We start from the raw sequence: 25539 nt of genomic DNA on the forward strand, positions 1-25539 counted from the left end.
AATACAATGGCAGATCTTACACAACTTGCAGATCAGTTGGTTAACTTGACTGTAAAAGAGGTTAAAGAATTGACAGATATCCTTAAGGATCAGTACGGAATCGAACCAGCTGCTGCTGCAGTAGCTGTTGCAGGTCCTGCTGCTGGTGGTGCTGACGGTGGAGCAGCAGAAGAAGAAAAAACTTCTTTTGATGTTATCTTGAAGGCTGCTGGTGGACAGAAGCTTGCAGTAGTTAAATTGGTGAAAGAATTGACTGGTCTTGGCTTGAAAGAAGCAAAAGAACTAGTTGATAGTGCTCCTAAAGCTTTGAAAGAAGGTATCGCTAAAGACGAAGCTGAAGCTTTGAAAAAGTCTCTAGAAGAAGCTGGTGCTGAAGTAGAGATCAAATAATTTGGCCAAACCCGAACCATCTGGTTTTGGTTTAGCCCTAAGACCTGACTAATAAAGTCAGGTCTTTTCCTGTTTATGCACAGGTAAAAAATTGCATTATTCCAAGCGAAAATTGTCGCATTTCGTTATTTAATTTCACTATAAACATACACTACCTTGGCTATCAAGAATCAAACCGAAAGGAAAAGTTTCTCCTCCATTAAGGTGGTCAAAGACTATCCGGATTTTCTAGATATTCAGTTGCAGTCTTTCAAAGACTTTTTCCAATTGGATACGCCAGCAGAAAAACGCCGGGCAGATGGGTTATTTAAAGTTTTCTCTGAAAATTTCCCTATCTCTGATTCCAGAGAGAATTTCACTTTGGAATTCATCGACTACGCAGTAGACCCTCCAAAATATAGTGTTGGGGAATGTATTGATCGAGGATTGACCTACTCAGTTCCTTTGAAGGCAAAATTAAGATTACTTTGTCATGATGAGGACAACGAGGATTTTGAAACGATCGAACAAGAGGTCTTCTTAGGCAACCTGCCTTACATGACCGAAAAGGGTTCATTTGTCATCAATGGTGCTGAACGTGTGATTGTATCTCAGTTGCACAGATCACCAGGTGTATTTTTTGCTCAAAGTAAGCACACTAATGGTACTAAGCTGTACTCTGCTCGTATCATTCCTTTCAAAGGTTCTTGGATTGAATTTGCAACGGACATCAACAATGTCATGTATGCTTATATCGATCGTAAGAAGAAATTCCCTGTGACCACTCTATTGAGAGCTATCGGTTACGGTTCTGATAAAGATATCTTAGACCTATTCGGATTATCTGAAGAGGTTTCAGCGACTAAAACTGCTCTAAAGAAAGCTGCTGGTAGAAAATTGGCTGCTAGAGTTCTTAGAACTTGGGTAGAAGATTTCGTAGATGAAGATACAGGTGAGGTAGTTTCCATCGATAGAAACGAAGTATTGCTTGAGCGTGATACCGTTTTGACAGATGAAGACATCGAAATGATCTTGGATTCCGGCTCTAAGTCTATCATCCTTCATAGAGAGGATGTAAACATCGCTGATTACTCCATTATTTATAATACACTTCAGAAAGATAACTCTAACTCTGAAAAAGAAGCTGTTGAAGTTATCTATCGTCAGTTGAGAAACACTGAAGCACCTGATGAAGCGACAGCTCGTGAGGTGATCCATTCTTTGTTCTTCTCTGACAAACGATACGATTTAGGTGAAGTAGGTAGATATAGAATCAACAAAAAGTTGGGTCTTGATATCGAAGCTGAAAAAATCGTATTGACTAAAGATGATATCATCTACATCGTGAAGTACTTGATCGGTTTGATCAACTCAAAAGCTGTAGTTGATGATATTGATCACTTGTCCAACAGACGTGTTAGAACTGTAGGAGAACAGTTGTATAGCCAGTTTGGTGTAGGTTTGGCGAGAATGGCAAGAACGATTCGTGAGCGTATGAACGTACGTGACAACGAGGACTTCAAACCGGTTGACTTGATCAACGCTCGTACACTATCTTCAGTGATCAACTCATTCTTTGGTACCAACCAGCTTTCTCAGTTCATGGATCAAACCAACCCATTGGCAGAGTTGACTCACAAGAGAAGACTTTCAGCTTTGGGTCCAGGTGGTCTTTCCAGAGAAAGAGCAGGATTCGAGGTTCGTGACGTTCACTATACACATTATGGTCGTCTTTGTACTATTGAAACTCCAGAAGGTCCAAACATTGGTTTGATTTCCTCTCTTTGTGTTCACGCAAAGGTGAACTCAATGGGCTTCCTTGAAACACCTTATAGAAAGGTAAATGAAGGTAAAGTGGGAATGAAGACTGAGGACATCGTTTTCTTGACTGCTGAAGAAGAAGATAACCATAACATTGCCCAAGCAAATGCTCCTTTGGATGAAAAAGGTGCATTTGTCAACGAAAAGGTAAAAGCAAGATTTGAAGGAGACTTCCCAGTATTGGAGCCAACTGAAATCAGCTACATGGACGTTGCTCCTAACCAGATCGTTTCTGTTGCAGCATCTTTGATTCCTTTCTTGGAGCATGATGATGCGAACCGTGCATTGATGGGATCCAACATGCAGCGTCAAGCTGTACCATTGTTGAAAGCAGAAGCACCGATTGTAGGTACTGGTTTGGAAGGCAAAGCTGCCATCGACTCCAGATCCTTGATCATCGCTGAAGCAGATGGTGTCATTGACTATGTAGATGCTAAGAAAATCACTGTGAAGTATGACCTTACTGACGATGAATTGTTGGTGAATTTCACGGATGAATATAAATCATATGACCTGATCAAGTTCAGAAGAACCAACCAGGACACGACTATCAATTTGACTCCTTTGGTATTGAAAGGACAGAGAATTGAAAAAGGTCAAGTTCTTGTGGAAGGTTATTCTACCAACAACGGTGAACTTGCTTTGGGTAAAAACCTTCGAGTGGCTTACATGCCTTGGCAAGGATATAACTTCGAGGATGCGATTGTGATTTCTGAGCGAGTAGTTCGTGAAGATATATTTACATCCGTTCACGTTGAAGAATTCCAGCTTGAGGTAAGAGATACCAAGCGTGGGGAAGAAGAATTGACTTCTGAAATCCCTAACGTTTCTGAAGATGCAGTCAAGCATTTGGATGAAAACGGTATCATAGCAGTAGGTGCTGAAGTAAAAGAAGGTGACATCATCATCGGTAAGATCACTCCAAAAGGAGAAACTGATCCTACTCCAGAAGAGAAGCTGTTGAGAGCGATCTTCGGTGACAAAGCTGGTGATGTGAAAGATGCTTCTTTGAAAGCTTCTCCTTCATTGAATGGTGTGGTTATCGAAACCAAACTATTCTCAAGACCTAAAAAGGATAAAGACAACAGAGCGAAAGCTAAAGCAGAAGTTGAAAAACTGAAAGCGAAGTATTCCAAAGATCTATTAGGCATCAGAGCTCGTATGATCAACAAATTGGTGACTTTGCTTGATGGCAAAACTTCTTTGGGTGTGAAGCATAAGTTTGGTGATGAGATCATCAGCAAAGGAATGAAATTCAACCACAAGAATATTGAGAACAACTTGTTCCCTGCTAAGAACCCTTACAGAGATGAGTCAAACTACAATGTTCCTGAAGAAGCTAATTTGATTTCTGATATCATTTTGGATGATTGGACTGACGATGCACACATCAACAATCTGATTGTTCAATTGGTGAAAAATTACACCAACTCTAGAAACGAAATCTCTGGTCTATTCAAGAGAGATCGATTCACTCTAGAAGTTGGGGATGAGCTTCCAGCTGGTATTGTACAGCTTGCCAAAGTTTACATCGCTAAGAAACGAAAGTTGAAAGTGGGTGATAAGATGGCAGGTAGACACGGTAACAAAGGTATTGTGGCAAGAATCGTTCGTGACGAAGACATGCCATTCCTAGAGGACGGTACTCCAATGGATATCGTTTTGAACCCACTAGGTGTACCTTCCCGTATGAACATCGGACAGATTTTCGAAACAGTTCTAGCTTGGGCTGGTAAGAAAATGGATAAGAAATACGCTACTCCAATCTTTGATGGTGCTTCTATGGAAGAAGTTTCTCATGAGTTGGAATTGGCAGGACTTCCGGCTTATGGACGTACGTATCTATATGATGGTCTTTCTGGTGTGAAATTCGACCAACCAGTAACTGTAGGTATCGCTTACATGTTGAAACTAGGTCACTTGGTGGATGACAAGATGCACGCAAGATCCATCGGTCCTTACTCTTTGATTACACAACAACCATTGGGTGGTAAAGCTCAGTTTGGTGGTCAGAGATTTGGAGAGATGGAAGTTTGGGCATTGGAAGCATTTGGTGCATCACATGTACTTCAGGAAATCTTGACAGTAAAATCTGATGACGTAATCGGTAGAGCGAAAGCTTATGAAGCAATCGTGAAAGGTGAAAACCTTCCTAAGCCTAACATTCCTGAATCATTCAATGTATTGGTTCATGAATTGAGAGGTTTGGCTCTTGAAATTACCCTAGATTAATTTGGCTCTTTAGGGCAGGTCACACTGCCCTTCACATATCTTTCAAAAAACTATGGCGTTCAGAAAAAACAAAAAACTCAACAATGACTTTTCGAGAGTTACCATCAGTTTGGCTTCCCCAGAATCTATTCTGGATAGCTCAAATGGTGAGGTAACCCAGCCAGAGACTATCAATTATAGAACATACAAACCTGAAATGGGCGGTTTGTTCTGTGAGAGAATCTTTGGTCCAGTGAAAGACTGGGAGTGTCATTGTGGTAAATACAAGCGCATCAGATATAAAGGCATTATCTGCGACCGTTGTGGCGTAGAGGTGACTGAAAAGAAAGTACGTCGTGAGCGTATGGGGCACATCGAATTGGTGGTTCCTGTAGCCCATATTTGGTACTTTAAATCTCTTCCTAACAAGATTGGTTACTTGTTGGGACTTCCTACCAAAAAGTTGGACCAAATCGTTTATTACGAGCGTTATGCAGTGGTTCAGCCAGGTATCAAAGCTGAAGATGGAATCCAATACCTAGACTTCTTGACAGAAGATGAGTACTTGGATATCATGGATAAGCTTCCAAAAGAAAACCACATGTTGGATGATGATGATCCTAATAAGTTCATCGCCAAAATGGGAGCTGAAGCATTGGAGATGTTGTTGGCAAGATTGGATCTCGATGATCTTTCTTACTCTCTTCGTCACCAAGCTGCTACTGATACATCTCAGCAGAGAAAAGCAGAAGCTTTGAAGCGTTTGAAAGTAGTAGAAGCATTCCGTGATGCAAGAACTAGAATCGAAAACCGCCCTGAGTGGATGGTAGTTCGTATGGTTCCTGTGATTCCACCTGAATTGCGTCCATTGGTTCCTTTGGATGGAGGTCGTTTTGCGACATCTGATTTGAATGACCTTTATAGAAGAGTAATCATTAGAAATAACCGTCTGAAGAGATTGATCGATATCAAAGCTCCAGAGGTGATTTTGAGAAACGAGAAGCGTATGCTACAGGAAGCTGTAGATTCACTTTTTGATAACTCTAGAAAAGTAAATGCGGTAAGATCAGATGGAAACCGTGCTTTGAAATCCCTTTCTGATATGTTGAAAGGTAAGCAAGGTCGTTTCCGTCAAAACTTGCTTGGTAAGCGTGTGGATTACTCCGGTCGTTCTGTAATCGTAGTAGGTCCAGAATTGAAGCTTCACGAGTGTGGTCTTCCTAAAAATATGGCGGCTGAGCTTTTCAAACCATTTATCATCAGAAAACTGATCGAAAGAGGTATTGTAAAGACAGTAAAATCCGCTAAGAAAATTGTGGATCGTAAAGATCCGGTGGTTTGGGATATTTTGGAAAACGTATTGAAAGGACACCCTGTCCTTCTAAACCGTGCCCCAACTCTTCACAGATTGGGTATCCAGGCTTTCCAACCAAAATTGATCGAAGGAAAAGCAATCCAGCTTCACCCATTGGTATGTACTGCATTTAACGCCGATTTTGACGGTGACCAAATGGCGGTTCACGTACCACTAGGACATGAAGCAATTTTGGAAGCTTCGACTTTGATGCTTTCTGCTCACAATATCCTAAACCCTGCGAATGGTGCTCCTATCACAGTACCTTCTCAAGACATGGTTTTGGGTCTTTACTATGTGACCAAAGGCAAGAGATCTACTCCTGAAGAGCCAGTTGCTGGTGAAGGAATGACTTTCTACAGCAGTGAGGAAGTTGTGATCGCCATGAATGAAGGACAGGTTTCTAAGCATGCGAACATCAAATGTAAGGTGAACGTACGTGGCGAAGACGGTGAAATCAAAGAAGAAATCATCGAAACTGTTGCTGGTAGATTGATTTTCAACCAGTTCGTTCCTGAGGAAGTAGGTTATGTAAATGAATTGCTGACTAAGAAGAAATTGCAGCAAATCATTGCTAAAGTAGTGAAGGTATGTGGTATCGCACGTACAGCTCAATTCTTGGATGATATCAAGCATCTCGGATTCCAAATGGCGTACCAAGGTGGTTTGTCAATGGGATTGAATGATGTAATTATCCCAGCTGAGAAAGAACCAATGATCGCCAAAGCGAAAGAAGAGGTAGATCAGGTTTGGAATAACTACTTGATGGGTCTAATCACAGACAACGAAAGATATAATCAGGTAATTGATATCTGGACTCGTACCAACTCTCATTTGACTAACAATCTAATGAAGAAGATGGAAGAGGATAAGCAAGGTTTCAATGCAATCTACATGATGATGCACTCAGGAGCTCGTGGTTCCAGAGAACAGATTCGTCAGTTGGGTGGTATGAGAGGTCTGATGGCTAAGCCTCAGAAAAACTTGCAAGGTTCCGTTGGTGAGATTATCGAAAACCCAATCCTTTCCAACTTTAAGGAAGGTCTGGATGTATTGGAATACTTTATCTCCACTCACGGTGCTCGTAAAGGTCTTGCCGATACAGCATTGAAAACTGCCGATGCGGGTTACTTGACTCGTCGTTTGGTGGACGTTGCTCAAGATATGATCGTGACCGAAGAGGATTGCGGTACCTTGAGAGGTTTGGTTGTTCAGCCTTTGAGAGATAACGACGAGATCGTAGAACCACTTTCTGAAAGAATCTTGGGTAGAGTTTCTGTTCATGATGTATTCGATCCTGTAACTGACGAATTAATCGTTGCTGCTGGCGTTGAAATCGATGATGAAATCGCTAAGCGTGTGGATGATTCTGCAGTTGAAGAAGTTGAAATCAGATCAGTATTGACCTGTGAGACCAGAAGAGGAGTTTGTTCTAAGTGTTACGGACGTAACTTGGCAACTGGTAAAATGGTACAAGCAGGTGAGTCTGTTGGTGTAATTGCAGCACAGTCCATCGGTGAGCCAGGTACTCAGTTGACATTGAGAACCTTCCACGTAGGGGGTACTGCATCCAACATGGCCGTTGAAGCAAGTATCAATGCCAAATTCGAAGGTACTGTTGAATTCGACGAAGAATTGAGATTCATTGAGTCTACCAATAAAGATGGTGAACCAGTTACAGTGGTAATGGGTAGATCTGGAGAGATCAAGATCAACGATAAGTCTGGTAAGACTTTGGTATCCAACCACGTTCCTTACGGTGCATTGTTGAACGTGAAAGATGGTCAGAAGATCGGAAAAGGCGATTCGCTATGTACTTGGGATCCATACAACGCCGTAATCTTGTCAGAGTTTGACGGTGAGGTAGAATTCGATTCAATCGTAGAAGGTATTACTTACAAAGAGGTTGCCGATGATCAGACTGGTTTCCGCGAGAAAGTAATTATCGATACCAAAGATAGAACCAAGAACCCTGCTATCGTAGTGAACTACGGTGAAGATTCTAAAGGATACAACATTCCGGTAGGAGCTCACTTGGCAGTAGAGATTGGTGACAAAGTGAAAGCTGGTCAAATCTTGGTAAAAATCCCGAGATCTGTTGGTAAAACTAGAGATATTACCGGGGGTCTTCCAAGAGTAACGGAATTGTTCGAAGCTCGTAACCCATCTAACCCTGCTGTGGTTTCTGAAATCGACGGTGTGGTAACTTATGGTGGTATCAAGCGTGGTAACAGAGAAATCATCATTGAATCTAAAGATGGTGTGATTAAGAAATACATGGTATCTCTTTCTAAGCACATCTTGGTTCAGGAAAATGACTTCATCCGTGCTGGTGAGCCACTTTCTGATGGTGCAATCACTCCAAATGATATCTTGTCTATCAAAGGACCAACTGCAGTTCAGGAATACTTAGTAAATGAAATCCAGGAAGTATACAGACTTCAAGGTGTAAAAATCAACGATAAGCATATCGAGGTAATCGTATCTCAAATGATGCAGAAAGTTGAAATCTTGGATGCTGGTGATACTGGATTCTTGCAAGGTCAAGTGGTAGATAAGTGGGCATTCCGTGAGGAAAATGACAATATCTTGGATAAGAAAGTTGTCATGGATGCTGGAGATTCCTCTACTTTGAAGCCAGGTATGATCATTTCTGCAAGAAGATTGAGAGATGAGAATTCAAGCTTGAAGCGTAAGGATCTGAAGTTGGTACAAGTAAGAGATGCTGAAACTGCGGTTTCCAAGCCAACTCTTCAGGGTATCACAGCAGCTTCCTTGGGTACTGAATCATTTATCTCTGCGGCTTCCTTCCAGGAAACTACCAAAGTGCTTTCCGAAGCAGCAATCAGAGGTAAGCGTGATGAACTACTTGGATTGAAAGAAAACGTGATTGTAGGGCATCTAATTCCTGCCGGTACTGGTCAGAGAAGCTTGCAAAACATCATCGTTGGTTCTCAGGACGAGTACGAAAAGCTTTCTGAAAATATGGAAAAGACTGCTCGCAAATCTAGCGAAGCGATTCTTTAATAAATTGAGAATTTAAAAATTGAAAGGCCTGTATTCGTACAGGCCTTTTTTAATCCATCTAATAATGAGTGACGAAAAAGGACATAAAAACCCTGATCAACAGATCAATGTAGAACTTTCCGAAGAAGTAGCTGAGGGAGTTTATTCAAATTTGGCGATGATCGCCCATTCTAATTCTGAATTTGTGATTGATTTTATCCGATTGATGCCAGGTGTACCTAAGGCAAAAGTTAAATCCAGAATTATCGTAACTCCAGATCATGCCAAGAGATTACTAGCTGCTTTGAAGGACAATGTTGAAAAATATGAAGCAGCTTTTGGCAAAATAAATCAAAGTGGTGAGGCCCCTCAATTCCCAATATCTTTTGGGACTCCGGGAGAAGCGTAACAAAAATATAACTACTTAATTTTGTTCGTCTTATTACTTTGTTTACCTTTGCAGTCCAAAATTTAACAGTTTACAGGAAAACTAAATTTTATCAGTTAATGCCTACTATTCAACAGTTAGTAAGAAAAGGTAGAACAACGCTGGAAACCAAATCTAAATCAAGAGCTTTGGACGCATGTCCACAGCGAAGAGGGGTTTGTACCAGAGTGTACACTACTACCCCTAAGAAGCCTAACTCAGCTATGAGAAAGGTTGCAAGGGTGAGATTGACAAATGGAAAAGAAGTGAATGCTTACATTCCAGGTGAAGGTCACAATCTACAAGAGCACTCTATCGTATTGATCAGAGGTGGTCGTGTGAAAGATCTACCAGGTGTAAGATATCACATCATCCGAGGTGCATTGGATACTGCCGGAGTAAAAGACCGTAAGCAAGGTCGCTCCAAGTATGGTGCTAAGAGACCTAAGGCGGGAGCCAAAAAGTAATTCAAAAACATTTAAGAAAAAATGAGAAAAGCGAAACCAAAGAAGAGATATATTCTTCCTGATCCCAAGTTCAATGATACCTTGGTGACTAAGTTTGTAAACAGTCTGATGTACGACGGGAAGAAGAGTATTGCTTACACCATTTTCTACGATGCTATCGAAAAAGTAGAATCTAAGGTGGGTGAGAATGGTCTTGAGGTTTGGAAAAAAGCGCTTAACAATATTGCTCCATCCGTTGAGGTGAAGAGTCGTAGAGTTGGTGGTGCTACATTCCAAGTTCCAATGGAAGTCAGACCAGAGAGAAAGATGGCCCTTGGAATCAAGTGGATGATCACCTACGCTCGTAAAAGAGGTGAGAAGACAATGATGGACAGACTTGCTGGCGAAATCATCGCAGCTGCCAAAGGTGAAGGTGCTGCTGTGAAGAAAAAAGATGATACGCACAGAATGGCTGAAGCTAACAAAGCATTCTCTCACTTTAGATTTTAATTAGGATGGCTAAAAGAGACTTAAAATATACCAGAAACATCGGTATCGCAGCTCACATTGATGCTGGTAAAACTACTACCACTGAGCGTATTCTTTTTTATTCTGGTGTATCTCACAAAATCGGTGAGGTTCACGATGGAGCAGCTACCATGGACTGGATGGCCCAGGAGCAAGAAAGAGGTATCACCATTACTTCTGCTGCTACCACTGTGTTCTGGAACTATAGAGACCAAAAATATCAGATCAACATCATCGATACCCCAGGGCACGTTGACTTTACCGTAGAGGTGAACCGTTCCCTTCGTGTATTGGACGGCTTGGTTTTCCTGTTCAGTGCTGTGGACGGTGTAGAGCCTCAGTCTGAGACCAACTGGCGTTTGGCTGATAACTATAAAGTAGCACGTATCGGATTCGTTAACAAAATGGACCGTGCTGGTGCTAACTTCCTTGAAGTTTGTAAGCAAGTGAAGGAAATGCTAGGAAGCTATGCAGTGCCTTTGCAAATCCCTATCGGGGCTGAAGACAAATTCAAAGGAGTTGTTGATTTGATCAACAACAGAGCTATTGTTTGGAACGAAGAAGACATGGGAATGACTTTCAATGAAGTTCCTATTCCTGAAGACATGCTTGAAGAAGTTGAGCAGTGGAGAGAGCATTTGCTTGAAGCTGTCGCTGAGTATGACGAGTCTTTGATGGAGAAATACTTCGAGGATCCAGACTCTATCACTGAAGAAGAAATCTTGGCTGCTTTGAGAGCGGCAACCATCGACATGAAAATTGTCCCTATGGTATGTGGATCTTCTTTCAAAAACAAAGGTGTACAAACCATGCTTGACTTGGTAATGGAATTGCTTCCATCTCCACTTGACAAGGATAATATCATTGCTCATGACTTGAACGATGAGGAGAAAGATGTAGTAATCGCTCCAAACGAAGATGAGCCATTTGCAGGTTTGGCATTTAAAATCGCAACTGACCCATTTGTGGGTAGACTTTGCTTTGTAAGAGCTTACTCCGGAGTTTTGGAATCTGGTTCTTACATCTTCAATAGCCGTTCTGGAAACAAGGAACGTATCTCCAGAGTATTCCAGATGCACGCTAACAAGCAAAACCAAATCGACGCTTTGAGAGCAGGAGATATTGGTGCGGTTGTAGGATTTAAAGATATCAAAACAGGGGATACCCTTTGTGCTGAAAACCGTAAGGTAGTTCTTGAGTCCATGATCTTCCCTGAGCCAGTAATCGGTTACGCTATTGAGCCTAAGACTCAGGCGGACGTTGATAAGCTAGGTATGGCGATCGCTAAATTGGTAGAAGAAGATCCAACTCTTCAAGTAAACACTGATCATGAAACTGGTCAGACTATCTTGAGAGGTATGGGAGAGCTTCACCTAGATATCATCATCGATCGATTGAAGCGTGAATTCAAAGTGGAAATCAACCAAGGTGCTCCTCAGGTTGCTTATAAAGAAGCTTTGTTTGGTTCTATTGAACACAAAGAAGTATATAAGAAGCAGTCTGGTGGTAAAGGTAAATTTGCGGATATCGTATTCGAACTAGGTCCGAAAGAAGCTGATCCTGAAACAGGAGAGGTTAAGCCAGGTTTGGACTTCGTAAATAATATCGTAGGTGGTGTGATTCCTAAAGAATTCATCCCAGCTATCCAGAAAGGTTTTGCAGAATCTATGAAGAATGGACCTTTGGCAGGTTATCCTGTTGAGTCTATGAAAGTAAGATTGTTCCATGGATCTTTCCACGATGTCGATTCAGATGCTCTTTCTTTCGAATTAGCTGCAAGAATTGGTTTCAAAGAAGCTGCTAAGAAGTGTAAGCCACAATTGCTAGAGCCGATCATGTCTGTAGACGTTGTGACTCCTGATGAGTACACTGGTCCTATCACTGGTGACTTGAACAGAAGAAGAGGTTTGATGAAAGGTATGGATACCAAAGGTACTTCATCTGTAATCAAAGCTGCTGTTCCATTGTCTGAGTTGTTCGGTTACATTACCGACTTGAGAACCATCTCTTCCGGTAGAGCAACTGCATCTTTGACATTCTCTCACTATGAGTCAGTACCAAACAACATAGCAGAGGGAGTAATTGCTAACGTAAAAGGTCAGAAAGACTAATCAATATTTGCGATGAATCAGAAAATCAGAATAAAATTAAAATCATACGATCATAGCCTGGTGGACAAGTCATCAGAGAAGATTGTGAAGGCTGTAAAAGCAACTGGTGCAGTTGTAGTGGGACCTATTCCATTGCCAACTAAGAAAGAAAAGTTTACTGTGTTGAAATCTCCACACGTAAACAAGAAAGCTAGAGACCAGTACCAGCTTTGTACTTACAAGCGATTGGTAGATATCTACTCTAACTCTTCTAAAACTGTAGATGCTTTGATGAAAATCGAGCTTCCAAGTGGAGTTGACGTAGAGATCAAGGTTTGACAAAACCTGAAACTTTATATATCAAAAGGCCTGCATTTCCCTGCAGGTCTTTTGTTTTTATATAAATAAATGAAATTTCTCTCTGAAACCTCCAGTATTTGGAGCTGTTTTCAGACGAAAATTTTCCTAAATGTTTGAAAATATAGGAGTTGGGATTTGTTGCAGAATTTTATTTCAGTAACTTTGCAGTCCTTAAAAAGGGCCCAAGCGCATAAACGCTTGTGGATTATCAAATTATCTTAAAAAAGATGTCTGGTATTATAGGTAAAAAAGTAGGAATGACTAGCATTTTCAGTGCCGATGGGCGTAACGTCGCATGCACGCTAATAGAAGCTGGTCCTTGCGTAGTGACGCAAGTAAAAAACGTTGAAACAGACGGGTACAACGCAGTGCAGTTGGCTTATGGTGAGCGAAAGGAGAAAAACACTCCTAAGCCATTGATCGGTCATTTTAAAAAGGCCGGCACCACGCCGAAGCAGAAAGTTGTTGAGTTTCGTGAGTTCAGGGTCGAATTTGACGGCCAGGTTGATCTCGGAGCTACGGTGAAGGCCGGAGAAGTTTTCGTTGAAGGTGACTTCGTCGATGCTATCGGTACTTCTAAAGGTAAAGGCTTCCAAGGTGTAGTGAAGCGTCATGGTTTTGGTGGTGTGGGTGGACAAACTCACGGTCAGCACAACAGACAAAGACACCCAGGTTCCATTGGTGCATGTTCTTGGCCATCCCGAGTATTCAAGGGTATGAGAATGGCTGGAAGAACTGGTGGTGATAGAGTGAAAGTATTGAACCTTAGAGTATTGAAGGTTTATCCTGAGCAAAATCTCCTTCTAGTGTCCGGTTCAGTACCAGGTCCAAAAAATTCTTATGTAATTCTAGAGAAGTAAGCCATGGAATTAGCAGTAATCAATCAAAAAGGAGAAGACACCGGAAGAAAAGTGCAGTTGTCTGATGAGATCTTCGCGATCGAGCCAAATGACAATGCGATCTATCTGGATGTAAAGCAGTACCTAGCAAATCAGAGACAAGGTACTCATAAGTCTAAAGAAAGAAATGAAATTGCTGGATCTACTAAGAAGATCAAAAAGCAAAAAGGTACCGGTGGTGCCAGAGCTGGATCTTTGAAGTCTCCACTTTTCAGAGGCGGAGGTAGAGTTTTCGGTCCAAGACCAAGAAACTACTCCTTCAAATTGAATAAAAAAGTAAAACAACTTGCTAGAAAATCTGCACTTTCTTACAAAGTGAAAGACAACAGCTTGTCTGTATTGGAAAATCTTGCATTTGATTCTCCAAAGACAAAAGCTTATCTGGCATTGCTTAATGGATTGGCGCTATCCGATAAGAAGACGCTTTTGGTTCTCCCTGAAGACAACAAGAACGTTTACCTATCTAGCAGAAACCTTCCTAAAGCGAAAGTTGTCACTGTAAATGATGTAAATACTTACCAGCTTCTTAACGCAGACCATTTGGTTCTTTGCGAAGGATCTGTAAGTAAATTGGAAACCATTTTATCGAAATAAGACAATGGATATTCTAAAGCAGCCTTTGATTACAGAGAAGATTTCTGCCATGAACGAAAAAGGCGTTTATGGATTCATCGTAGAAAAAACTGCGAAGAAACCAGAAATCAAGAATGCTGTAGAAAAAGCATACGGTGTGAAAGTGGTATCAGTACGTACCATGAGATATGCTGCGAAGCATAAGACAAGATACACCAAGACAAGAATCGTATCAGGCTTTACCAATGCTTTCAAGAAAGCAATCGTTGAAGTAGCTGATGGAGAGGTAATTGATTTTTACGGAGAAATTTAATTGAATCAATATCATGGCAATTAAAAAGTTGAAGCCTGTAACTCCAGGGACAAGATTTAGAGTAGCTCCTGCTTTTGACGAAATCACAGCGTCAAAACCAGAAAAATCTCTTCTTGCCCCTATCAAGAAGTCAGGCGGTAGAAATAATGAAGGCAAAATGACCGCTCGCTATATGGGTGGTGGTCATAAGAGAAGACTAAGAATTGTAGACTTCAAAAGAAATAAGTTTGGCGTACCTGCTACCGTAAAGGCAATTGAGTACGATCCAAATAGAACAGCACGTCTAGCCCTACTTTATTACGCTGACGGTGCTAAAGCCTACATTATCGCCCCGGAAGGTTTGCAAGTAGGACAAACAGTGATTTCCGGAGAGCAAGTTGCTCCTGAAGTGGGTAACGCAATGCACATGTCTAACATCCCAATGGGTACAATTGTACACTGTATTGAGATGAAGCCAGGAAAAGGTGCTGCAATGGTAAGAAGTGCTGGTGGATATGCACAGATTGTTGCTCGTGAGGGTAAATATGTGACCATCAAACTTCCATCCGGAGAGATGAGACTCGTTTTGGGTAACTGTATGGCAACTATTGGTACTGTATCCAATGGTGACCATATGAACGTGGTATTGGGTAAAGCTGGTCGTAAGAGATGGCTTGGAGTTAGACCTCGTACAAGAGGTGTGGCTATGAACCCAGTCGATCACCCAATGGGTGGTGGTGAAGGTAGATCTTCCGGTGGACATCCTAGATCTCGTAAGGGTCTATTGTCTAAAGGTAAGAAGACCAGATCTCCTAAAAAGTATTCAAACAAGTTCATCGTTAGCAAAAGATCTAAATAAATATGGCACGTTCATTAAAAAAAGGTCCTTATATCGAGCATCACCTGGTAAAGAAAGTAGACGCTCAGAACGAATCAGGAAAGAAATCTGTCATCAAGACTTGGTCAAGAAGATCTATGATTTCTCCAGATTTCGTAGGACATACCTTCGCTGTGCATAACGGAAACAAGTTTATCCCGGTATTTGTAACAGACAACATGGTAGGTCACAAGCTAGGTGAATTTGCTCCTACCAGAAATTTCAGAGGCCACATTGCCAAAAAAGATAAAGGAAAGAGATAATCATGGAAGCAGTAGCAAGATTAAACAACGTTCCTACCTCTCCACGCAAAATGCGTCTTGTAGCTGACTTGGTCAGAGGCAAGAGAGTGGGATTGGCATTGAGCATATTGAAGTTTACTCCAAATCATGGATCCATTAGATTGGAAAAACTTCTTCTTTCTGCGGTTGCCAACTGGCAAGCTAAAAACCCGGATGCAAAGCTTGAGGAAGCTGATCTATATATCAAAACCGTCATGGTGGATGAAGGTAGATCTCTTAAGAGATTGAGACCTGCTCCTCAAGGTCGTGGTCATAGAATCCGCAAGAGATCCAATCATGTAACTCTAGTAGTTGATGCATTCAACGCTCCAGAAGTTACCGCTGATGTAGTAGAAACAAACGAAAAGGCAAATTAAGAACAGACTATGGGACAAAAGATCAACCCAATAGGATTTAGACTTGGTGTAGTCAAAGGCTGGGATTCCAACTGGTATGGTGGAAAAGACTTTGCTGAAAAACTATACGAAGATCAAAAAATCCGTAAGTACGTCCTTGCCAGAATTCCTAAGGGTGGGATTGCTAAGGTGATCATTGAGCGTACGCTTAAGAGAATCACACTTACCATTCATACCGCTCGTCCAGGTGTAGTTATTGGTAAAGGTGGAGCCGAAGTAGACAAGCTTAAAGAAGAGCTTAAGAAGCTTACCAGCAAAGACATTCAAATCAACATCTTTGAAATCAAAAGACCTGAATTGGATGCCAAATTGGTGGGTGAGTCTATCGCTCAGCAGCTTCAGGCTAGAATTTCCTTCCGTAGAGCAATGAAGCAAGCCATTGCAGCATCCATGAGAGTGGGAGCAGAAGGAATCAAAATTAAACTTTCTGGTCGATTGGGCGGTGCCGAAATGGCACGTTCTGAAATGTACAAAGAAGGAAGAATTCCTCTTCACACATTGAGAGCAGACATTGATTACGCGATCTCCGAAGCTTTGACAGTATACGGAATCATCGGTATCAAAGTGTGGATCTTCAAAGGTGAAGTGTACGGAAAGAGAGACTTGTCTCCAAATCAAGGTGCAGCTAACGAGCCTAAGGGTGGAAGAAATGCTGGTCCTAAGAGAGACGGTGGTCCAAGACGTAGAAAAAGAAATAACTAATTTTCACCGATAAGTGAGAAATCATGTTACAGCCGAAAAGAACTAAATATAGAAAAATGCAAAAGGGCCGTGTCAAAGGCATTGCACAAAGAGGGCATACGCTTTCTTTTGGCAACTTTGGCATCAAGTCCCTTGAAGCAGGATGGATCACCTCTCGTCAGATCGAGGCAGCTCGTATCGCGATGACAAGAGCAATGAAAAGAGAAGGTCAGGTTTGGATCAGAATTTTCCCTGACAAACCTATCACCAAGAAGCCTGCTGAAGTACGTATGGGTAAAGGTAAAGGTGCTCCTGAGTATTGGGTAGCAGTTATCAAGCCAGGAACCATCCTCTTCGAAGCTACAGGTGTACCTATCGAAACTGCAAGAGAAGCTTTGAGATTGGCTCAGCAGAAACTTCCAGTTAGTACCAAATTTGTTGTTCGTAGAGACTACGCAGAATAATTAGGAACTATGAAAAATACAGAGATCCTTTCACTTTCCGCAAGTGAAATCGCTGAGAAAATCAGCGCTGAGAAAACGAACCTGAGCAAGCTACAGTTTGCTCACTCAATTTCTCCTATTGAGAATCCTAACAGAATCCGCGAGACCAAGCGTCTGATCGCAAGATTGAAGACTGCATTGGCTGCGAAATAATAGCTAACAGAAAAGAAAATGGCTACGATCGAAAGAAATCTTCGTAAAGAAAGAATTGGTAAAGTCGTAAGCAACAAAATGGATAAATCCATTACTGTAGCCGTGGAACGTAGAGTTAAGCACGGGATCTATGGTAAGTTCGTTGCCAAGACTACCAAATTTATGGCTCATGACGAGAAAAACGAGTGTAACGAAGGTGACCTCGTTAAAATTAGCGAAACTCGTCCGCTGAGTAAGAACAAGCGTTGGAGATTAGTTGAAATTATAGAAAGGGCTAAGTAATCATGATACAGCAAGAATCCAGACTAAGTGTGGCGGACAACTCCGGTGCCAAAGAGGTATTGGTCATCCGCGTATTGGGAGGAACTAAAAAGCGATATGCTTCTATCGGTGATAAAGTTGTCGTGACTGTAAAGTCAGCCCTTTCTTCCAGCAACATGAAAAAAGGTACCGTCTCTAGAGCGGTTATCGTAAGAACCAAAAAAGAAGTAAGACGTAAAGACGGATCTTACATCAGATTTGAAGACAACGCTGCTGTCTTGTTGAACAACAACGATGAGCCTAGAGGTACTCGTATCTTCGGGCCAGTTGCCAGAGAGTTGAGAGAGAAGCAGTTTATGAAAATCGTTTCTTTGGCCCCTGAAGTATTGTAATCATGGAAAGAAAATTCAACAAGCAACAAAAGTTGCATATCAAAACCGGAGACACCGTGAAGGTGATCGCAGGTGATGACAAAGGAAAAACAGGGACTGTTCTTTCTGTAGATACTGCTAAAAACAGAGCGTTTGTAGAAGGTATTAATATCGTGACTAAACACGTAAAGCCAACTGCAGCGAAGCCTCAAGGTGGTATTGAGAAGAAAGAAGCTCCAGTACATATCAGTAACCTGATGCTTGTAGATCCTAAAACTGGTGAAGCTACCAGAACTGGTCGCAAGGCAGGTGATAATGGTAAATTAGTAAGATACTCTAAGAAAACAGGGGAGGTGATCAATGGCTAATCCTAGAATGAAAGATAAGTATGTGAACGATATCGTTCCTGCTTTGAAAGAGAAATTCCAGTATTCTTCCGTAATGCAAGTACCTAAGTTGGAGAAAATCGTCTTGAACAAAGGTATCGGAGCTGCTGTGGCTGACAAGAAATTGGTGGACCAGGGTGTGGAAGAGCTTTCTTTGATCACTGGCCAAAGAGCTGTAGCTACTAAAGCAAAAACTTCTGTTTCCAACTTTAAGTTGAGAGAAGGAATGCCTATCGGAGCTAAAGTTACTTTGAGAGGATCCAAAATGTATGAATTCCTTGATAGATTGATGACCGTGGCACTTCCACGTGTTCGTGACTTCAAAGGTGTTTCTGACAAAGGATTTGATGGTAGAGGTAACTACTCATTGGGTGTAACTGAACAAATCATTTTCCCAGAGATCTCTATTGAGAAAGTAAACAGAATCTCCGGTATGGATATCACGTTTGTGACTACCGCAAATTCTGACGAAGAAAGCTTCGCATTGTTGAAGGCTTTCGGAATGCCGTTCGTTAATAAAAATAATCAAGAATAATCATGGCAAGAGAGTCCATCAAAGCTCGTGAGAGAAAAAGAGAACGTCTGGTAGCCAAGTATGCCCAAAAAAGAGCTGAGCTGAAAGCAGCTGGCGATTATGAGGCCCTTGACAAATTGCCAAAGAACGCTTCTCCGGTAAGACTTCATAACAGATGTAAACTTACTGGTCGTCCTAAAGGCTACATGAGAAAGTTTGGTATCAACAGGGTAACCTTCCGAGAAATGGCCGCAGCAGGCAAAATTCCGGGAGTGACTAAGTCCAGCTGGTAAAATAACGACAGTAGTTTTTATTTAAAAAATCAATTCGTAACTTTGCACGCCCAAAACGGGTGCAGCTAGACTATATAATATCATGACTGATCCAATAGCCGATTATCTAACAAGATTGAGAAATGCCATCAAGGCTTCTCACAGAATCGTCGAGATACCTGCTTCTAACATCAAGAAGGAGATCACAAAAGTATTGCATGACAAAGGGTATATCCAGAACTATAAGTTCGAGGAGAATGGACCTCAAGGCACTATCAAGATCGCTTTGAAGTACAATCCTACTACTAAGAAGAATGCAATCGTGAGCTTGAAGCGTGTTAGTACGCCAGGTTTAAGAAAATATGCGAAACACAATGAGCTACCTAGAGTTATCAATGGTTTGGGTATCGCTGTAGTTTCGACCTCTAAAGGGGTAATGACTGACAAAGAAGCCCGCACTGAAGGTATCGGGGGCGAAGTACTTTGCTACGTATATTAATTTACTATCATGTCAAGAATAGGTAAAAAACCAATAAATCTACCCAGCGGTGTTACTGTAGACGTTGCTACAAAAGGTGTGGTGACTGTTAAAGGTCCAAAGGGTACACTCAGCCAGGATGTGAATCCTGATATTGAGGTGAAAGTGGAGGGCAACGATATCGTTGTTTCTAGACCTACCGACTCAAAAAGACACAAGTCTATGCATGGACTTTACAGAGCTTTGATCAACAATATGGTGATCGGTGTTTCTGAAGGGTTCAAGAAAGAATTGGAGCTTGTTGGTGTGGGTTATAAGGCGACTAACCAAGGACAGGTACTTGAATTGTCTTTGGGTTACTCTCACAACATTTTCTTTGCACTTCCTGCAGATGTAGCTGTGAAAGCTGAAACTGCTAAAGGAAAGAACCCAATCATTACTTTGGAGTCTATCGACAAAGAATTGATTGGACAAGTAGCTGCCAAAATCAGATCTCTTCGTAAGATCGAACCTTACAAAGGTAAAGGTGTACGCTTCGTTGGTGAACAAATTAGACGTAAGGCTGGTAAAACTGCCGGTAAAAAATAATAGGTTATGGCATTTAATAAGAATTCCAGAAGACTTAGAATCAAGCAGGGTATCCGCAGAAAGATCTCCGGTACCGATTCCAGACCACGTTTATCAGTATTCAAAAGTAATACTGGTATCTATGCACAGTTGGTGGATGATCTTAAGGGTCATACATTGGCTCAGGCATCCTCCAAAGAGTTGGGTGCTAAAGAAAACGCCAACGTATCTGTCTCTAAAGAAGTGGGCAAAAAGCTTGCTGAAAGAGCCGTTGCCAATGGTGTTAGCGAGGTAGTATTTGACAGAAATGGCTACTTGTATCACGGAAATGTGAAAGCTTTGGCAGATGGTGCCAGAGAGGGAGGCCTTAAATTTTAATCAGCATGTCTCAACTAAGAAAAAAGCCTATTAGGGCTACAGATACAGAATTAAAAGAAAAAGTAGTAGCTATCAACCGAGTAGCCAAAGTGGTTAAAGGTGGTAGAAGGTTCTCTTTTTCTGCGATTGTAGTAGTAGGAGATGGTAATGGTGTAGTAGGTTACGGATTGGGTAAAGCCAATGAAGTAACTGATGCTATCACCAAAGGCATCGAAGACGCTAAGAAAAACTTGGTAAAAGTACCAGTTTTGAAAGGAACTATCCCTCACGAGCAAATTGGTAAATTTGGTGGAGGTTTCGTTTTGATCAAGCCTGCTGCTGCCGGTACCGGTGTAATCGCTGGTGGTGCGATGCGTGCAGTGTTAGAATCTGCCGGTGTGACTGACGTATTAGCTAAGTCCAAAGGTTCTTCTAACCCTCACAACGTAGTGAAAGCTACTATCGATGCATTGATGCAACTAAGAGATGCTATCTCTGTTTCTCAGCAGAGAGGTGTGAAAATGTCTAAAGTTTTTAATGGATAATCATCATGGCTAAGATTAAAATCACACAAACCAAATCTGTTATTGACCGTCCAAAAGATCAAAAAGCTACTATCACAGCTTTGGGTCTTGGTAAAATCAACAAAACTGTAGAAGTTGAAAAAACTCCTCAGATTGCTGGTATGGTTAATAAAGTTAGTCACCTTGTAAAAGTGGAGGAAGCTTAATTATGAAACTGCATACATTACAACCAGCTGAAGGATCAACCAAGAACCGTAAGCGTATTGGTCGTGGTCCTGGATCCGGTAGAGGTGGTACTTCTACTAGAGGTCATAAAGGAGCTAAATCAAGATCCGGTTATAAAACTAAATTAGGTTTTGAAGGTGGTCAAATGCCACTTCAAAGAAGAGTTCCTAAATTTGGTTTCAAAAGCTTTAACAGAGTTGAGTTCAAACCGGTAAATTTGGATACCTTGCAAAACCTTGCAGCAACTTACAATCTTGAAACAATCGATTTGGATGCTTTCGTGTCTCACGGAATCGCTTCTAAAAACGACAAAATCAAGATTTTGGGCGGAGGTGAATTGAGTTCCAAAGTAGCAGTAACTGCTCATAACTTCTCTGCCAGCGCTATCGCTGCCATTGAAAAAGCGGGTGGTTCGGTAAACAAGATTTAATTAAATGAAAAAGTTTATTTCGACAGTTAAGAATATTTTCTCAATCGAAGATCTTCGAGTTAGAATCCTGAATACGGTCGGTTTCCTGATCATCTTCAGATTGGGTTCTTACGTAGTTCTTCCAGGAGTTGATCCTTCTAAATTAGGAGGAACTCCAGAAGGAATCTTCGGCTTGATTGATACTTTCTTAGGTGGAGCGTTCAGTAACGCTTCCATCTTCGGTCTAGGTATCATGCCATATATCTCTGCTTCCATTGTGTTGCAACTGTTGACTGTCGGAGTACCCTACTTTCAAAAAATGCAAAAGGAAGGGGAATCTGGTCGTAAAAGAATCAACCAGATTACCCGTGTACTTACTATTTTGATCACTATTGCGCAGGGTATCGGTTATGTGACCGCTACTATCCTTCCAACTGGTGCAGTGATGGTGAGTACTTCCTTATTCATGTTCAGCTCTTTAGTATTACTTTCCGCAGGTACCATGTTTTGTATGTGGTTGGGCGAAAAGATTACTGAAAAAGGTATCGGCAACGGTATCTCTATGTTGATCATGATTGGGATCATCTCCCGTTTTCCAGGAGCTATTATTGCTGAAGTATTAGAAAAAGGTTCTGGTGGATTGTTGCTTTTGTTGATTGAAGCAGCGGTATTGTTCTTTGTAGTTGTTGGTGTAGTTGCATTGACAGAAGCGACAAGAAGAATCCCTGTTCAGTATGCAAAGCAAGTAGTTGGGGGTAAAGTTTATGGAGGACAGCGCCAGTACATTCCTATCAAAGTGAATGCTTCTGGTGTAATGCCAATCATCTTTGCTCAATCATTGATGTTCGTTCCGGCTTTGATCGCTCAGATCTGGGCTAGCGAAAATGACATTGCTAACTACATTGGTACCACCTTCTCCGATTTCACTTCTTGGCAGTATAACTTACTGTTTGCAGCGATGATCATCATCTTCACATTCTTCTACACTGCTATCACAGTGAATCCTGAGCAAATCGCTGAGGATATGAAGAGAAATGGTGGTTTTGTACCAGGTATTAAGCCAGGCGCGCCAACTGCAGACTTTATTGACGGTATCATTTCCAGAATCACTTTGCCGGGATCTGTTCTTTTGGCAGCTGTAGCGATTCTTCCTGCTTTGGCAATTATTGCTGGAGTTGGTGGTGAATTTGCACAGTTCTATGGTGGTACATCTCTACTAATCATGGTGGGTGTAATCATGGATACCCTTCGTCAAATTGAAAGTTATCTTTTGATGAGACATTACGAAGGAATGATGAAGTCTGGTAATATGAAGAATAATCCTTCTAATTACCAAGTAGCTTAAGATGATTCATTACAAGACTTCGGAAGAAGTTCAGAAAATAAAAGAAAGTGCTGATATTTTGGCAAAAGCCCATGGGGAAGTAGCCAAACATATCAAGGTAGGGGTAAAGACCTCTCACCTAGATAAAATTGCTGAAGAGTTTATCAGGGATAATGGCGGAGTTCCTTCTTTCAAAGGATACAATGGCTTCCCTGCTTCTCTCTGTATCTCTGTGAACGAAGTAGTTGTTCATGGATTTCCAAGCAAATATGAATTGAAAGATGGCGATATAATCTCAGTAGATTGTGGAGTCTTTCACCAAGGTTTTCATAGCGATTCCGCTTATACTTACCCCGTTGGTGAAGTTTCCACTCCTGTTTTAGATTTACTTAGAGCCACTAAAGATTCGCTTTACTTAGGAATCGAAAAGGCAATTTTTGGTAACCGTATTGGTGATATTGGAAATGCAATCCAAAAATTTGTTGAAGCCAAAGGCTACACTGTAGTAAGAGAATTGGTTGGACACGGTTTAGGAAAAAACTTGCATGAATCTCCAGAAGTACCCAATTATGGTAAAAAGGGGAGTGGTCCTCTGTTAAAGGCAGGGATGGTAATTGCAATTGAGCCCATGATCAATCTTGGATCTAGAAACATAGTCCAGGAAAGGGATGGATGGACAATCCGAACTTCGGATAGAAAACCTTCAGCCCATTATGAGCATACAGTAGCGATTTTCGAAGATAGAACTGAGGTGTTGACCTCACACAAGTACATAGAAGAGAATTTTAAATTCTAAGATGGCAAAACAAACATCAATAGAACAAGACGGAACCATTACGGAAGCGTTGTCAAACGCCATGTTTAAAGTGGAACTGGAGAATGGACATCAATTGATCGCACATATTTCCGGTAAAATGAGGATGAATTACATTAAGATCCTTCCTGGAGATCGTGTCAAATTAGAGCTGTCTCCCTATGACTTGACAAAAGGCAGAATAGTATATCGATATAAATAGACTGATATGAAAGTTAAAGCATCTATCAAAAAGAGAAGTGCTGACTGTAAGGTGATCAGAAGAAAAGGAAAACTTTACGTCATCAATAAGAAGAATCCTAAGTTTAAACAAAGACAAGGTTAAGATTATGGCTAGAATTGCAGGTGTAGACATACCAGACAATAAGCGTGGCGAAATCGGGCTTACCTATATCTTCGGAATTGGAAAAAGCTCCGCCAAGGCGATCCTGAGCAAAGCCGGTATCTCCTTCGACAAAAAAGCAGGTGAGTGGACTGACGATGAGTCAACCGCTATCCGTAATATTATTGCCGAAGAATTCAGAACCGAAGGTGTCCTGAAGTCAGAGATCCAATTGAACATCAAGCGACTAATGGATATTGGTTGTTATAGAGGTTTGAGACACAGAAAAGGACTTCCAGTTCGTGGTCAGCATACCAAGAACAACGCCAGAACAAGGAAGGGTAAGAGAAAGACTGTTGCTAACAAGAAGAAGGCAACTAAATAAAACCTGAATTAGATTATGGCTCAGAAAAGAAACGATAAAGCTAAAGGTAAAAAAAGAGTAGTAAAGGTAGAAGCTGTAGGTCAGGCACACATTAAAGCCTCCTTCAACAATATCATTATCTCTATTACCAATAATGCGGGACAAGTAATCTCTTGGGCTTCTGCCGGTAAAATGGGTTTCAGAGGTTCTAAGAAAAACACTCCTTACGCTGCACAAATGGCCGCTCAAAACTGCGGACAGGTTGCTTACGACTTAGGTTTGAGAAAAATCGAAGTATTCGTAAAAGGTCCAGGTGCTGGTCGTGAATCTGCGATCAGAACTTTACAAAATGTTGGATTGGACGTGACTACTATTGTTGATGTGACTCCACTTCCTCACAACGGATGTCGTCCTCCTAAGCGTAGAAGAGTTTAATCAAAAAATTGTAACAGAATGGCTAGATATAGAGGTCCAAAAGCAAAGATCGCCCGTAAGTTTGGCGAAGCTATCGAAGGACATAGCAAAGCGCTTCAAAAGAAAAACTATCCTCCAGGACAACACGGTCGTGGAAGAAGAAAGAAGCAATCAGAATATGCGATTCAGCTTGCTGAAAAACAAAAAGCTAAATACATCTACGGAGTATTGGAGAGACAATTTGCCAAAATGTTTGATATCGCTTCCAGAAAGCAAGGTATCACTGGTGAAAACCTTCTTCAATTGCTAGAAGCTAGATTGGACAACACCGTTTATAGAATGGGGATTTCCCCTACTAGAAGAGGTGCGAGACAATTGGTAGCTCACAAGCATATTCTTGTTAACGGTGAAGTAGTGAACATTCCTTCTTACATCTTGAAGCCAGGTGATGTGGTTTCTGTAAGAGAGCGTTCCAAGTCTTTGGAAGCTATTACAAATAGCTTAGCTGGTAGAGGTGCCAACAAATATTCCTGGTTAGAGTGGGATGGTGCTTCTTTGTCCGGCAAATTCGTCAGTGTGCCTACTAGAGATGATATTCCAGAAAATATCAAGGAGCAGCTCATCGTCGAACTATACTCTAAGTAATATTT

The 25539-nt window shown here is 41.4% G+C and carries 35 protein-coding genes; all 35 read left to right on the forward strand.

What is annotated here, in order from left to right; genetic code table 11:
* Window positions 1–6 precede the first annotated feature (6 nt).
* Window positions 7–390: a 50S ribosomal protein L7/L12 gene (gene rplL / locus BUF13_RS15705; protein WP_073572766.1), complete on the forward strand. Its 384-nt coding sequence runs from the start codon at window positions 7–9 to the stop codon at window positions 388–390.
* A gap of 156 nt (window positions 391–546) precedes the next feature.
* A complete protein-coding gene (gene rpoB / locus BUF13_RS15710) occupies window positions 547–4422 on the forward strand; it encodes a DNA-directed RNA polymerase subunit beta (protein ID WP_073572767.1) in 3876 nt (1291 codons plus the stop codon).
* Window positions 4423–4474: 52 nt separating this feature from the next.
* Window positions 4475–8782, forward strand: coding sequence for a DNA-directed RNA polymerase subunit beta' (gene rpoC / locus BUF13_RS15715; RefSeq protein ID WP_073572768.1), 4308 nt, complete (start codon window positions 4475–4477; stop codon window positions 8780–8782).
* A gap of 64 nt (window positions 8783–8846) precedes the next feature.
* Complete coding sequence (locus BUF13_RS15720; RefSeq protein WP_073572769.1) at window positions 8847–9170, forward strand: DUF3467 domain-containing protein; 324 nt, start codon at window positions 8847–8849, stop codon at window positions 9168–9170.
* Window positions 9171–9268: 98 nt separating this feature from the next.
* Entirely contained in the window at window positions 9269–9655 is a 387-nt protein-coding gene (gene rpsL / locus BUF13_RS15725) for a 30S ribosomal protein S12 (protein WP_026956443.1), read from the forward strand.
* A gap of 21 nt (window positions 9656–9676) precedes the next feature.
* A complete protein-coding gene (rpsG, locus tag BUF13_RS15730) occupies window positions 9677–10144 on the forward strand; it encodes a 30S ribosomal protein S7 (RefSeq protein WP_073572770.1) in 468 nt (155 codons plus the stop codon).
* A gap of 5 nt (window positions 10145–10149) precedes the next feature.
* On the forward strand, window positions 10150–12273 hold the full coding sequence (fusA, locus tag BUF13_RS15735) for an elongation factor G (protein WP_073572771.1): 2124 nt from the start codon (window positions 10150–10152) through the stop codon (window positions 12271–12273).
* A 12-nt stretch (window positions 12274–12285) separates the two neighbouring features.
* Complete coding sequence (gene rpsJ, locus BUF13_RS15740; RefSeq protein ID WP_024284766.1) at window positions 12286–12591, forward strand: 30S ribosomal protein S10; 306 nt, start codon at window positions 12286–12288, stop codon at window positions 12589–12591.
* A gap of 248 nt (window positions 12592–12839) precedes the next feature.
* Entirely contained in the window at window positions 12840–13472 is a 633-nt protein-coding gene (rplC, locus tag BUF13_RS15745; protein ID WP_073572868.1) for a 50S ribosomal protein L3, read from the forward strand.
* A 3-nt stretch (window positions 13473–13475) separates the two neighbouring features.
* The gene (rplD, locus tag BUF13_RS15750; protein WP_073572772.1) at window positions 13476–14105 is read left to right on the forward strand and encodes a 50S ribosomal protein L4; all 630 of its coding nucleotides are present in this window, start codon (window positions 13476–13478) and stop codon (window positions 14103–14105) included.
* A 4-nt stretch (window positions 14106–14109) separates the two neighbouring features.
* On the forward strand, window positions 14110–14397 hold the full coding sequence (rplW, locus tag BUF13_RS15755; RefSeq protein ID WP_073572773.1) for a 50S ribosomal protein L23: 288 nt from the start codon (window positions 14110–14112) through the stop codon (window positions 14395–14397).
* A gap of 13 nt (window positions 14398–14410) precedes the next feature.
* Window positions 14411–15235, forward strand: a complete 825-nt coding sequence (rplB, locus tag BUF13_RS15760; protein WP_073572774.1) for a 50S ribosomal protein L2 — start codon at window positions 14411–14413, stop codon at window positions 15233–15235.
* A gap of 2 nt (window positions 15236–15237) precedes the next feature.
* On the forward strand, window positions 15238–15516 hold the full coding sequence (gene rpsS, locus BUF13_RS15765) for a 30S ribosomal protein S19 (RefSeq protein WP_026956450.1): 279 nt from the start codon (window positions 15238–15240) through the stop codon (window positions 15514–15516).
* Between the two features lie 2 nt (window positions 15517–15518).
* Window positions 15519–15911 carry a 50S ribosomal protein L22 gene (gene rplV / locus BUF13_RS15770; protein WP_073572775.1) on the forward strand — a complete coding sequence of 131 codons (393 nt, stop codon included), beginning with the start codon at window positions 15519–15521 and terminating at the stop codon, window positions 15909–15911.
* Between the two features lie 9 nt (window positions 15912–15920).
* Window positions 15921–16652: a 30S ribosomal protein S3 gene (rpsC, locus tag BUF13_RS15775; RefSeq protein ID WP_073572776.1), complete on the forward strand. Its 732-nt coding sequence runs from the start codon at window positions 15921–15923 to the stop codon at window positions 16650–16652.
* A 23-nt stretch (window positions 16653–16675) separates the two neighbouring features.
* Window positions 16676–17095, forward strand: coding sequence for a 50S ribosomal protein L16 (rplP, locus tag BUF13_RS15780; protein WP_073572777.1), 420 nt, complete (start codon window positions 16676–16678; stop codon window positions 17093–17095).
* A gap of 9 nt (window positions 17096–17104) precedes the next feature.
* Window positions 17105–17287 carry a 50S ribosomal protein L29 gene (gene rpmC / locus BUF13_RS15785; RefSeq protein WP_073572778.1) on the forward strand — a complete coding sequence of 61 codons (183 nt, stop codon included), beginning with the start codon at window positions 17105–17107 and terminating at the stop codon, window positions 17285–17287.
* A gap of 18 nt (window positions 17288–17305) precedes the next feature.
* Window positions 17306–17569 carry a 30S ribosomal protein S17 gene (gene rpsQ, locus BUF13_RS15790; protein ID WP_073572779.1) on the forward strand — a complete coding sequence of 88 codons (264 nt, stop codon included), beginning with the start codon at window positions 17306–17308 and terminating at the stop codon, window positions 17567–17569.
* Window positions 17570–17571: 2 nt separating this feature from the next.
* Entirely contained in the window at window positions 17572–17940 is a 369-nt protein-coding gene (rplN, locus tag BUF13_RS15795) for a 50S ribosomal protein L14 (RefSeq protein ID WP_026956456.1), read from the forward strand.
* A gap of 2 nt (window positions 17941–17942) precedes the next feature.
* A complete protein-coding gene (rplX, locus tag BUF13_RS15800) occupies window positions 17943–18287 on the forward strand; it encodes a 50S ribosomal protein L24 (RefSeq protein ID WP_073572780.1) in 345 nt (114 codons plus the stop codon).
* Window positions 18280–18840 carry a 50S ribosomal protein L5 gene (rplE, locus tag BUF13_RS15805; RefSeq protein WP_073572781.1) on the forward strand — a complete coding sequence of 187 codons (561 nt, stop codon included), beginning with the start codon at window positions 18280–18282 and terminating at the stop codon, window positions 18838–18840. The genes rplX and rplE overlap by 8 nt, the downstream gene beginning before the upstream one ends.
* 2 nt (window positions 18841–18842) lie before the next feature.
* Complete coding sequence (gene rpsN, locus BUF13_RS15810; RefSeq protein WP_073572782.1) at window positions 18843–19112, forward strand: 30S ribosomal protein S14; 270 nt, start codon at window positions 18843–18845, stop codon at window positions 19110–19112.
* 82 nt (window positions 19113–19194) lie between these two features.
* Window positions 19195–19590 carry a 30S ribosomal protein S8 gene (gene rpsH, locus BUF13_RS15815; protein WP_073572783.1) on the forward strand — a complete coding sequence of 132 codons (396 nt, stop codon included), beginning with the start codon at window positions 19195–19197 and terminating at the stop codon, window positions 19588–19590.
* 9 nt (window positions 19591–19599) lie between these two features.
* Window positions 19600–20157, forward strand: a complete 558-nt coding sequence (rplF, locus tag BUF13_RS15820) for a 50S ribosomal protein L6 (protein ID WP_073572784.1) — start codon at window positions 19600–19602, stop codon at window positions 20155–20157.
* A gap of 6 nt (window positions 20158–20163) precedes the next feature.
* A complete protein-coding gene (gene rplR / locus BUF13_RS15825; protein WP_073572785.1) occupies window positions 20164–20514 on the forward strand; it encodes a 50S ribosomal protein L18 in 351 nt (116 codons plus the stop codon).
* 5 nt (window positions 20515–20519) lie between these two features.
* On the forward strand, window positions 20520–21038 hold the full coding sequence (gene rpsE, locus BUF13_RS15830) for a 30S ribosomal protein S5 (RefSeq protein ID WP_026956463.1): 519 nt from the start codon (window positions 20520–20522) through the stop codon (window positions 21036–21038).
* A 5-nt stretch (window positions 21039–21043) separates the two neighbouring features.
* Window positions 21044–21223: a 50S ribosomal protein L30 gene (gene rpmD, locus BUF13_RS15835; RefSeq protein ID WP_073572786.1), complete on the forward strand. Its 180-nt coding sequence runs from the start codon at window positions 21044–21046 to the stop codon at window positions 21221–21223.
* Between the two features lie 2 nt (window positions 21224–21225).
* Window positions 21226–21672, forward strand: coding sequence for a 50S ribosomal protein L15 (gene rplO, locus BUF13_RS15840; protein WP_073572787.1), 447 nt, complete (start codon window positions 21226–21228; stop codon window positions 21670–21672).
* Window positions 21673–21676: 4 nt separating this feature from the next.
* On the forward strand, window positions 21677–22996 hold the full coding sequence (gene secY, locus BUF13_RS15845) for a preprotein translocase subunit SecY (protein WP_073572788.1): 1320 nt from the start codon (window positions 21677–21679) through the stop codon (window positions 22994–22996).
* A gap of 1 nt (window position 22997) precedes the next feature.
* Entirely contained in the window at window positions 22998–23771 is a 774-nt protein-coding gene (gene map / locus BUF13_RS15850; RefSeq protein WP_073572789.1) for a type I methionyl aminopeptidase, read from the forward strand.
* Window position 23772: 1 nt separating this feature from the next.
* Complete coding sequence (gene infA, locus BUF13_RS15855; RefSeq protein ID WP_026953285.1) at window positions 23773–23991, forward strand: translation initiation factor IF-1; 219 nt, start codon at window positions 23773–23775, stop codon at window positions 23989–23991.
* A 6-nt stretch (window positions 23992–23997) separates the two neighbouring features.
* Window positions 23998–24114 carry a type B 50S ribosomal protein L36 gene (ykgO, locus tag BUF13_RS15860; RefSeq protein ID WP_009053196.1) on the forward strand — a complete coding sequence of 39 codons (117 nt, stop codon included), beginning with the start codon at window positions 23998–24000 and terminating at the stop codon, window positions 24112–24114.
* A gap of 4 nt (window positions 24115–24118) precedes the next feature.
* Window positions 24119–24496: a 30S ribosomal protein S13 gene (rpsM, locus tag BUF13_RS15865; RefSeq protein WP_073572790.1), complete on the forward strand. Its 378-nt coding sequence runs from the start codon at window positions 24119–24121 to the stop codon at window positions 24494–24496.
* Window positions 24497–24511: 15 nt separating this feature from the next.
* A complete protein-coding gene (rpsK, locus tag BUF13_RS15870; protein ID WP_026956469.1) occupies window positions 24512–24910 on the forward strand; it encodes a 30S ribosomal protein S11 in 399 nt (132 codons plus the stop codon).
* 18 nt (window positions 24911–24928) lie between these two features.
* Complete coding sequence (gene rpsD / locus BUF13_RS15875; protein WP_073572791.1) at window positions 24929–25534, forward strand: 30S ribosomal protein S4; 606 nt, start codon at window positions 24929–24931, stop codon at window positions 25532–25534.
* Window positions 25535–25539 lie beyond the last annotated feature (5 nt).

Origin of the sequence: Algoriphagus zhangzhouensis (assembly GCF_900148515.1) — a bacterium.
Classification (GTDB): Bacteria; Bacteroidota; Bacteroidia; order Cytophagales; family Cyclobacteriaceae; genus Algoriphagus; species Algoriphagus zhangzhouensis.

What these genes read in the sequence shown, in the direction of transcription:
- rplL (WP_073572766.1), top strand. Translation starts at nt 7, where the DNA reads ATGGCAGATCTTACACAACTTGCAGATCAGTTGGTTAACTTGACTGTA.
- rpoC (WP_073572768.1), top strand. Translation starts at nt 4,475, where the DNA reads ATGGCGTTCAGAAAAAACAAAAAACTCAACAATGACTTTTCGAGAGTT.
- BUF13_RS15720 (WP_073572769.1), top strand. Translation starts at nt 8,847, where the DNA reads ATGAGTGACGAAAAAGGACATAAAAACCCTGATCAACAGATCAATGTA.
- rpsL (WP_026956443.1), top strand. Translation starts at nt 9,269, where the DNA reads ATGCCTACTATTCAACAGTTAGTAAGAAAAGGTAGAACAACGCTGGAA.
- rpsG (WP_073572770.1), top strand. Translation starts at nt 9,677, where the DNA reads ATGAGAAAAGCGAAACCAAAGAAGAGATATATTCTTCCTGATCCCAAG.
- fusA (WP_073572771.1), top strand. Translation starts at nt 10,150, where the DNA reads ATGGCTAAAAGAGACTTAAAATATACCAGAAACATCGGTATCGCAGCT.
- rpsJ (WP_024284766.1), top strand. Translation starts at nt 12,286, where the DNA reads ATGAATCAGAAAATCAGAATAAAATTAAAATCATACGATCATAGCCTG.
- rplC (WP_073572868.1), top strand. Translation starts at nt 12,840, where the DNA reads ATGTCTGGTATTATAGGTAAAAAAGTAGGAATGACTAGCATTTTCAGT.
- rplD (WP_073572772.1), top strand. Translation starts at nt 13,476, where the DNA reads ATGGAATTAGCAGTAATCAATCAAAAAGGAGAAGACACCGGAAGAAAA.
- rplW (WP_073572773.1), top strand. Translation starts at nt 14,110, where the DNA reads ATGGATATTCTAAAGCAGCCTTTGATTACAGAGAAGATTTCTGCCATG.
- rplB (WP_073572774.1), top strand. Translation starts at nt 14,411, where the DNA reads ATGGCAATTAAAAAGTTGAAGCCTGTAACTCCAGGGACAAGATTTAGA.
- rpsS (WP_026956450.1), top strand. Translation starts at nt 15,238, where the DNA reads ATGGCACGTTCATTAAAAAAAGGTCCTTATATCGAGCATCACCTGGTA.
- rplV (WP_073572775.1), top strand. Translation starts at nt 15,519, where the DNA reads ATGGAAGCAGTAGCAAGATTAAACAACGTTCCTACCTCTCCACGCAAA.
- rpsC (WP_073572776.1), top strand. Translation starts at nt 15,921, where the DNA reads ATGGGACAAAAGATCAACCCAATAGGATTTAGACTTGGTGTAGTCAAA.
- rplP (WP_073572777.1), top strand. Translation starts at nt 16,676, where the DNA reads ATGTTACAGCCGAAAAGAACTAAATATAGAAAAATGCAAAAGGGCCGT.
- rpmC (WP_073572778.1), top strand. Translation starts at nt 17,105, where the DNA reads ATGAAAAATACAGAGATCCTTTCACTTTCCGCAAGTGAAATCGCTGAG.
- rpsQ (WP_073572779.1), top strand. Translation starts at nt 17,306, where the DNA reads ATGGCTACGATCGAAAGAAATCTTCGTAAAGAAAGAATTGGTAAAGTC.
- rplN (WP_026956456.1), top strand. Translation starts at nt 17,572, where the DNA reads ATGATACAGCAAGAATCCAGACTAAGTGTGGCGGACAACTCCGGTGCC.
- rplX (WP_073572780.1), top strand. Translation starts at nt 17,943, where the DNA reads ATGGAAAGAAAATTCAACAAGCAACAAAAGTTGCATATCAAAACCGGA.
- rplE (WP_073572781.1), top strand. Translation starts at nt 18,280, where the DNA reads ATGGCTAATCCTAGAATGAAAGATAAGTATGTGAACGATATCGTTCCT.
- rpsN (WP_073572782.1), top strand. Translation starts at nt 18,843, where the DNA reads ATGGCAAGAGAGTCCATCAAAGCTCGTGAGAGAAAAAGAGAACGTCTG.
- rpsH (WP_073572783.1), top strand. Translation starts at nt 19,195, where the DNA reads ATGACTGATCCAATAGCCGATTATCTAACAAGATTGAGAAATGCCATC.
- rplF (WP_073572784.1), top strand. Translation starts at nt 19,600, where the DNA reads ATGTCAAGAATAGGTAAAAAACCAATAAATCTACCCAGCGGTGTTACT.
- rplR (WP_073572785.1), top strand. Translation starts at nt 20,164, where the DNA reads ATGGCATTTAATAAGAATTCCAGAAGACTTAGAATCAAGCAGGGTATC.
- rpsE (WP_026956463.1), top strand. Translation starts at nt 20,520, where the DNA reads ATGTCTCAACTAAGAAAAAAGCCTATTAGGGCTACAGATACAGAATTA.
- rpmD (WP_073572786.1), top strand. Translation starts at nt 21,044, where the DNA reads ATGGCTAAGATTAAAATCACACAAACCAAATCTGTTATTGACCGTCCA.
- rplO (WP_073572787.1), top strand. Translation starts at nt 21,226, where the DNA reads ATGAAACTGCATACATTACAACCAGCTGAAGGATCAACCAAGAACCGT.
- secY (WP_073572788.1), top strand. Translation starts at nt 21,677, where the DNA reads ATGAAAAAGTTTATTTCGACAGTTAAGAATATTTTCTCAATCGAAGAT.
- map (WP_073572789.1), top strand. Translation starts at nt 22,998, where the DNA reads ATGATTCATTACAAGACTTCGGAAGAAGTTCAGAAAATAAAAGAAAGT.
- infA (WP_026953285.1), top strand. Translation starts at nt 23,773, where the DNA reads ATGGCAAAACAAACATCAATAGAACAAGACGGAACCATTACGGAAGCG.
- ykgO (WP_009053196.1), top strand. Translation starts at nt 23,998, where the DNA reads ATGAAAGTTAAAGCATCTATCAAAAAGAGAAGTGCTGACTGTAAGGTG.
- rpsM (WP_073572790.1), top strand. Translation starts at nt 24,119, where the DNA reads ATGGCTAGAATTGCAGGTGTAGACATACCAGACAATAAGCGTGGCGAA.
- rpsK (WP_026956469.1), top strand. Translation starts at nt 24,512, where the DNA reads ATGGCTCAGAAAAGAAACGATAAAGCTAAAGGTAAAAAAAGAGTAGTA.
- rpsD (WP_073572791.1), top strand. Translation starts at nt 24,929, where the DNA reads ATGGCTAGATATAGAGGTCCAAAAGCAAAGATCGCCCGTAAGTTTGGC.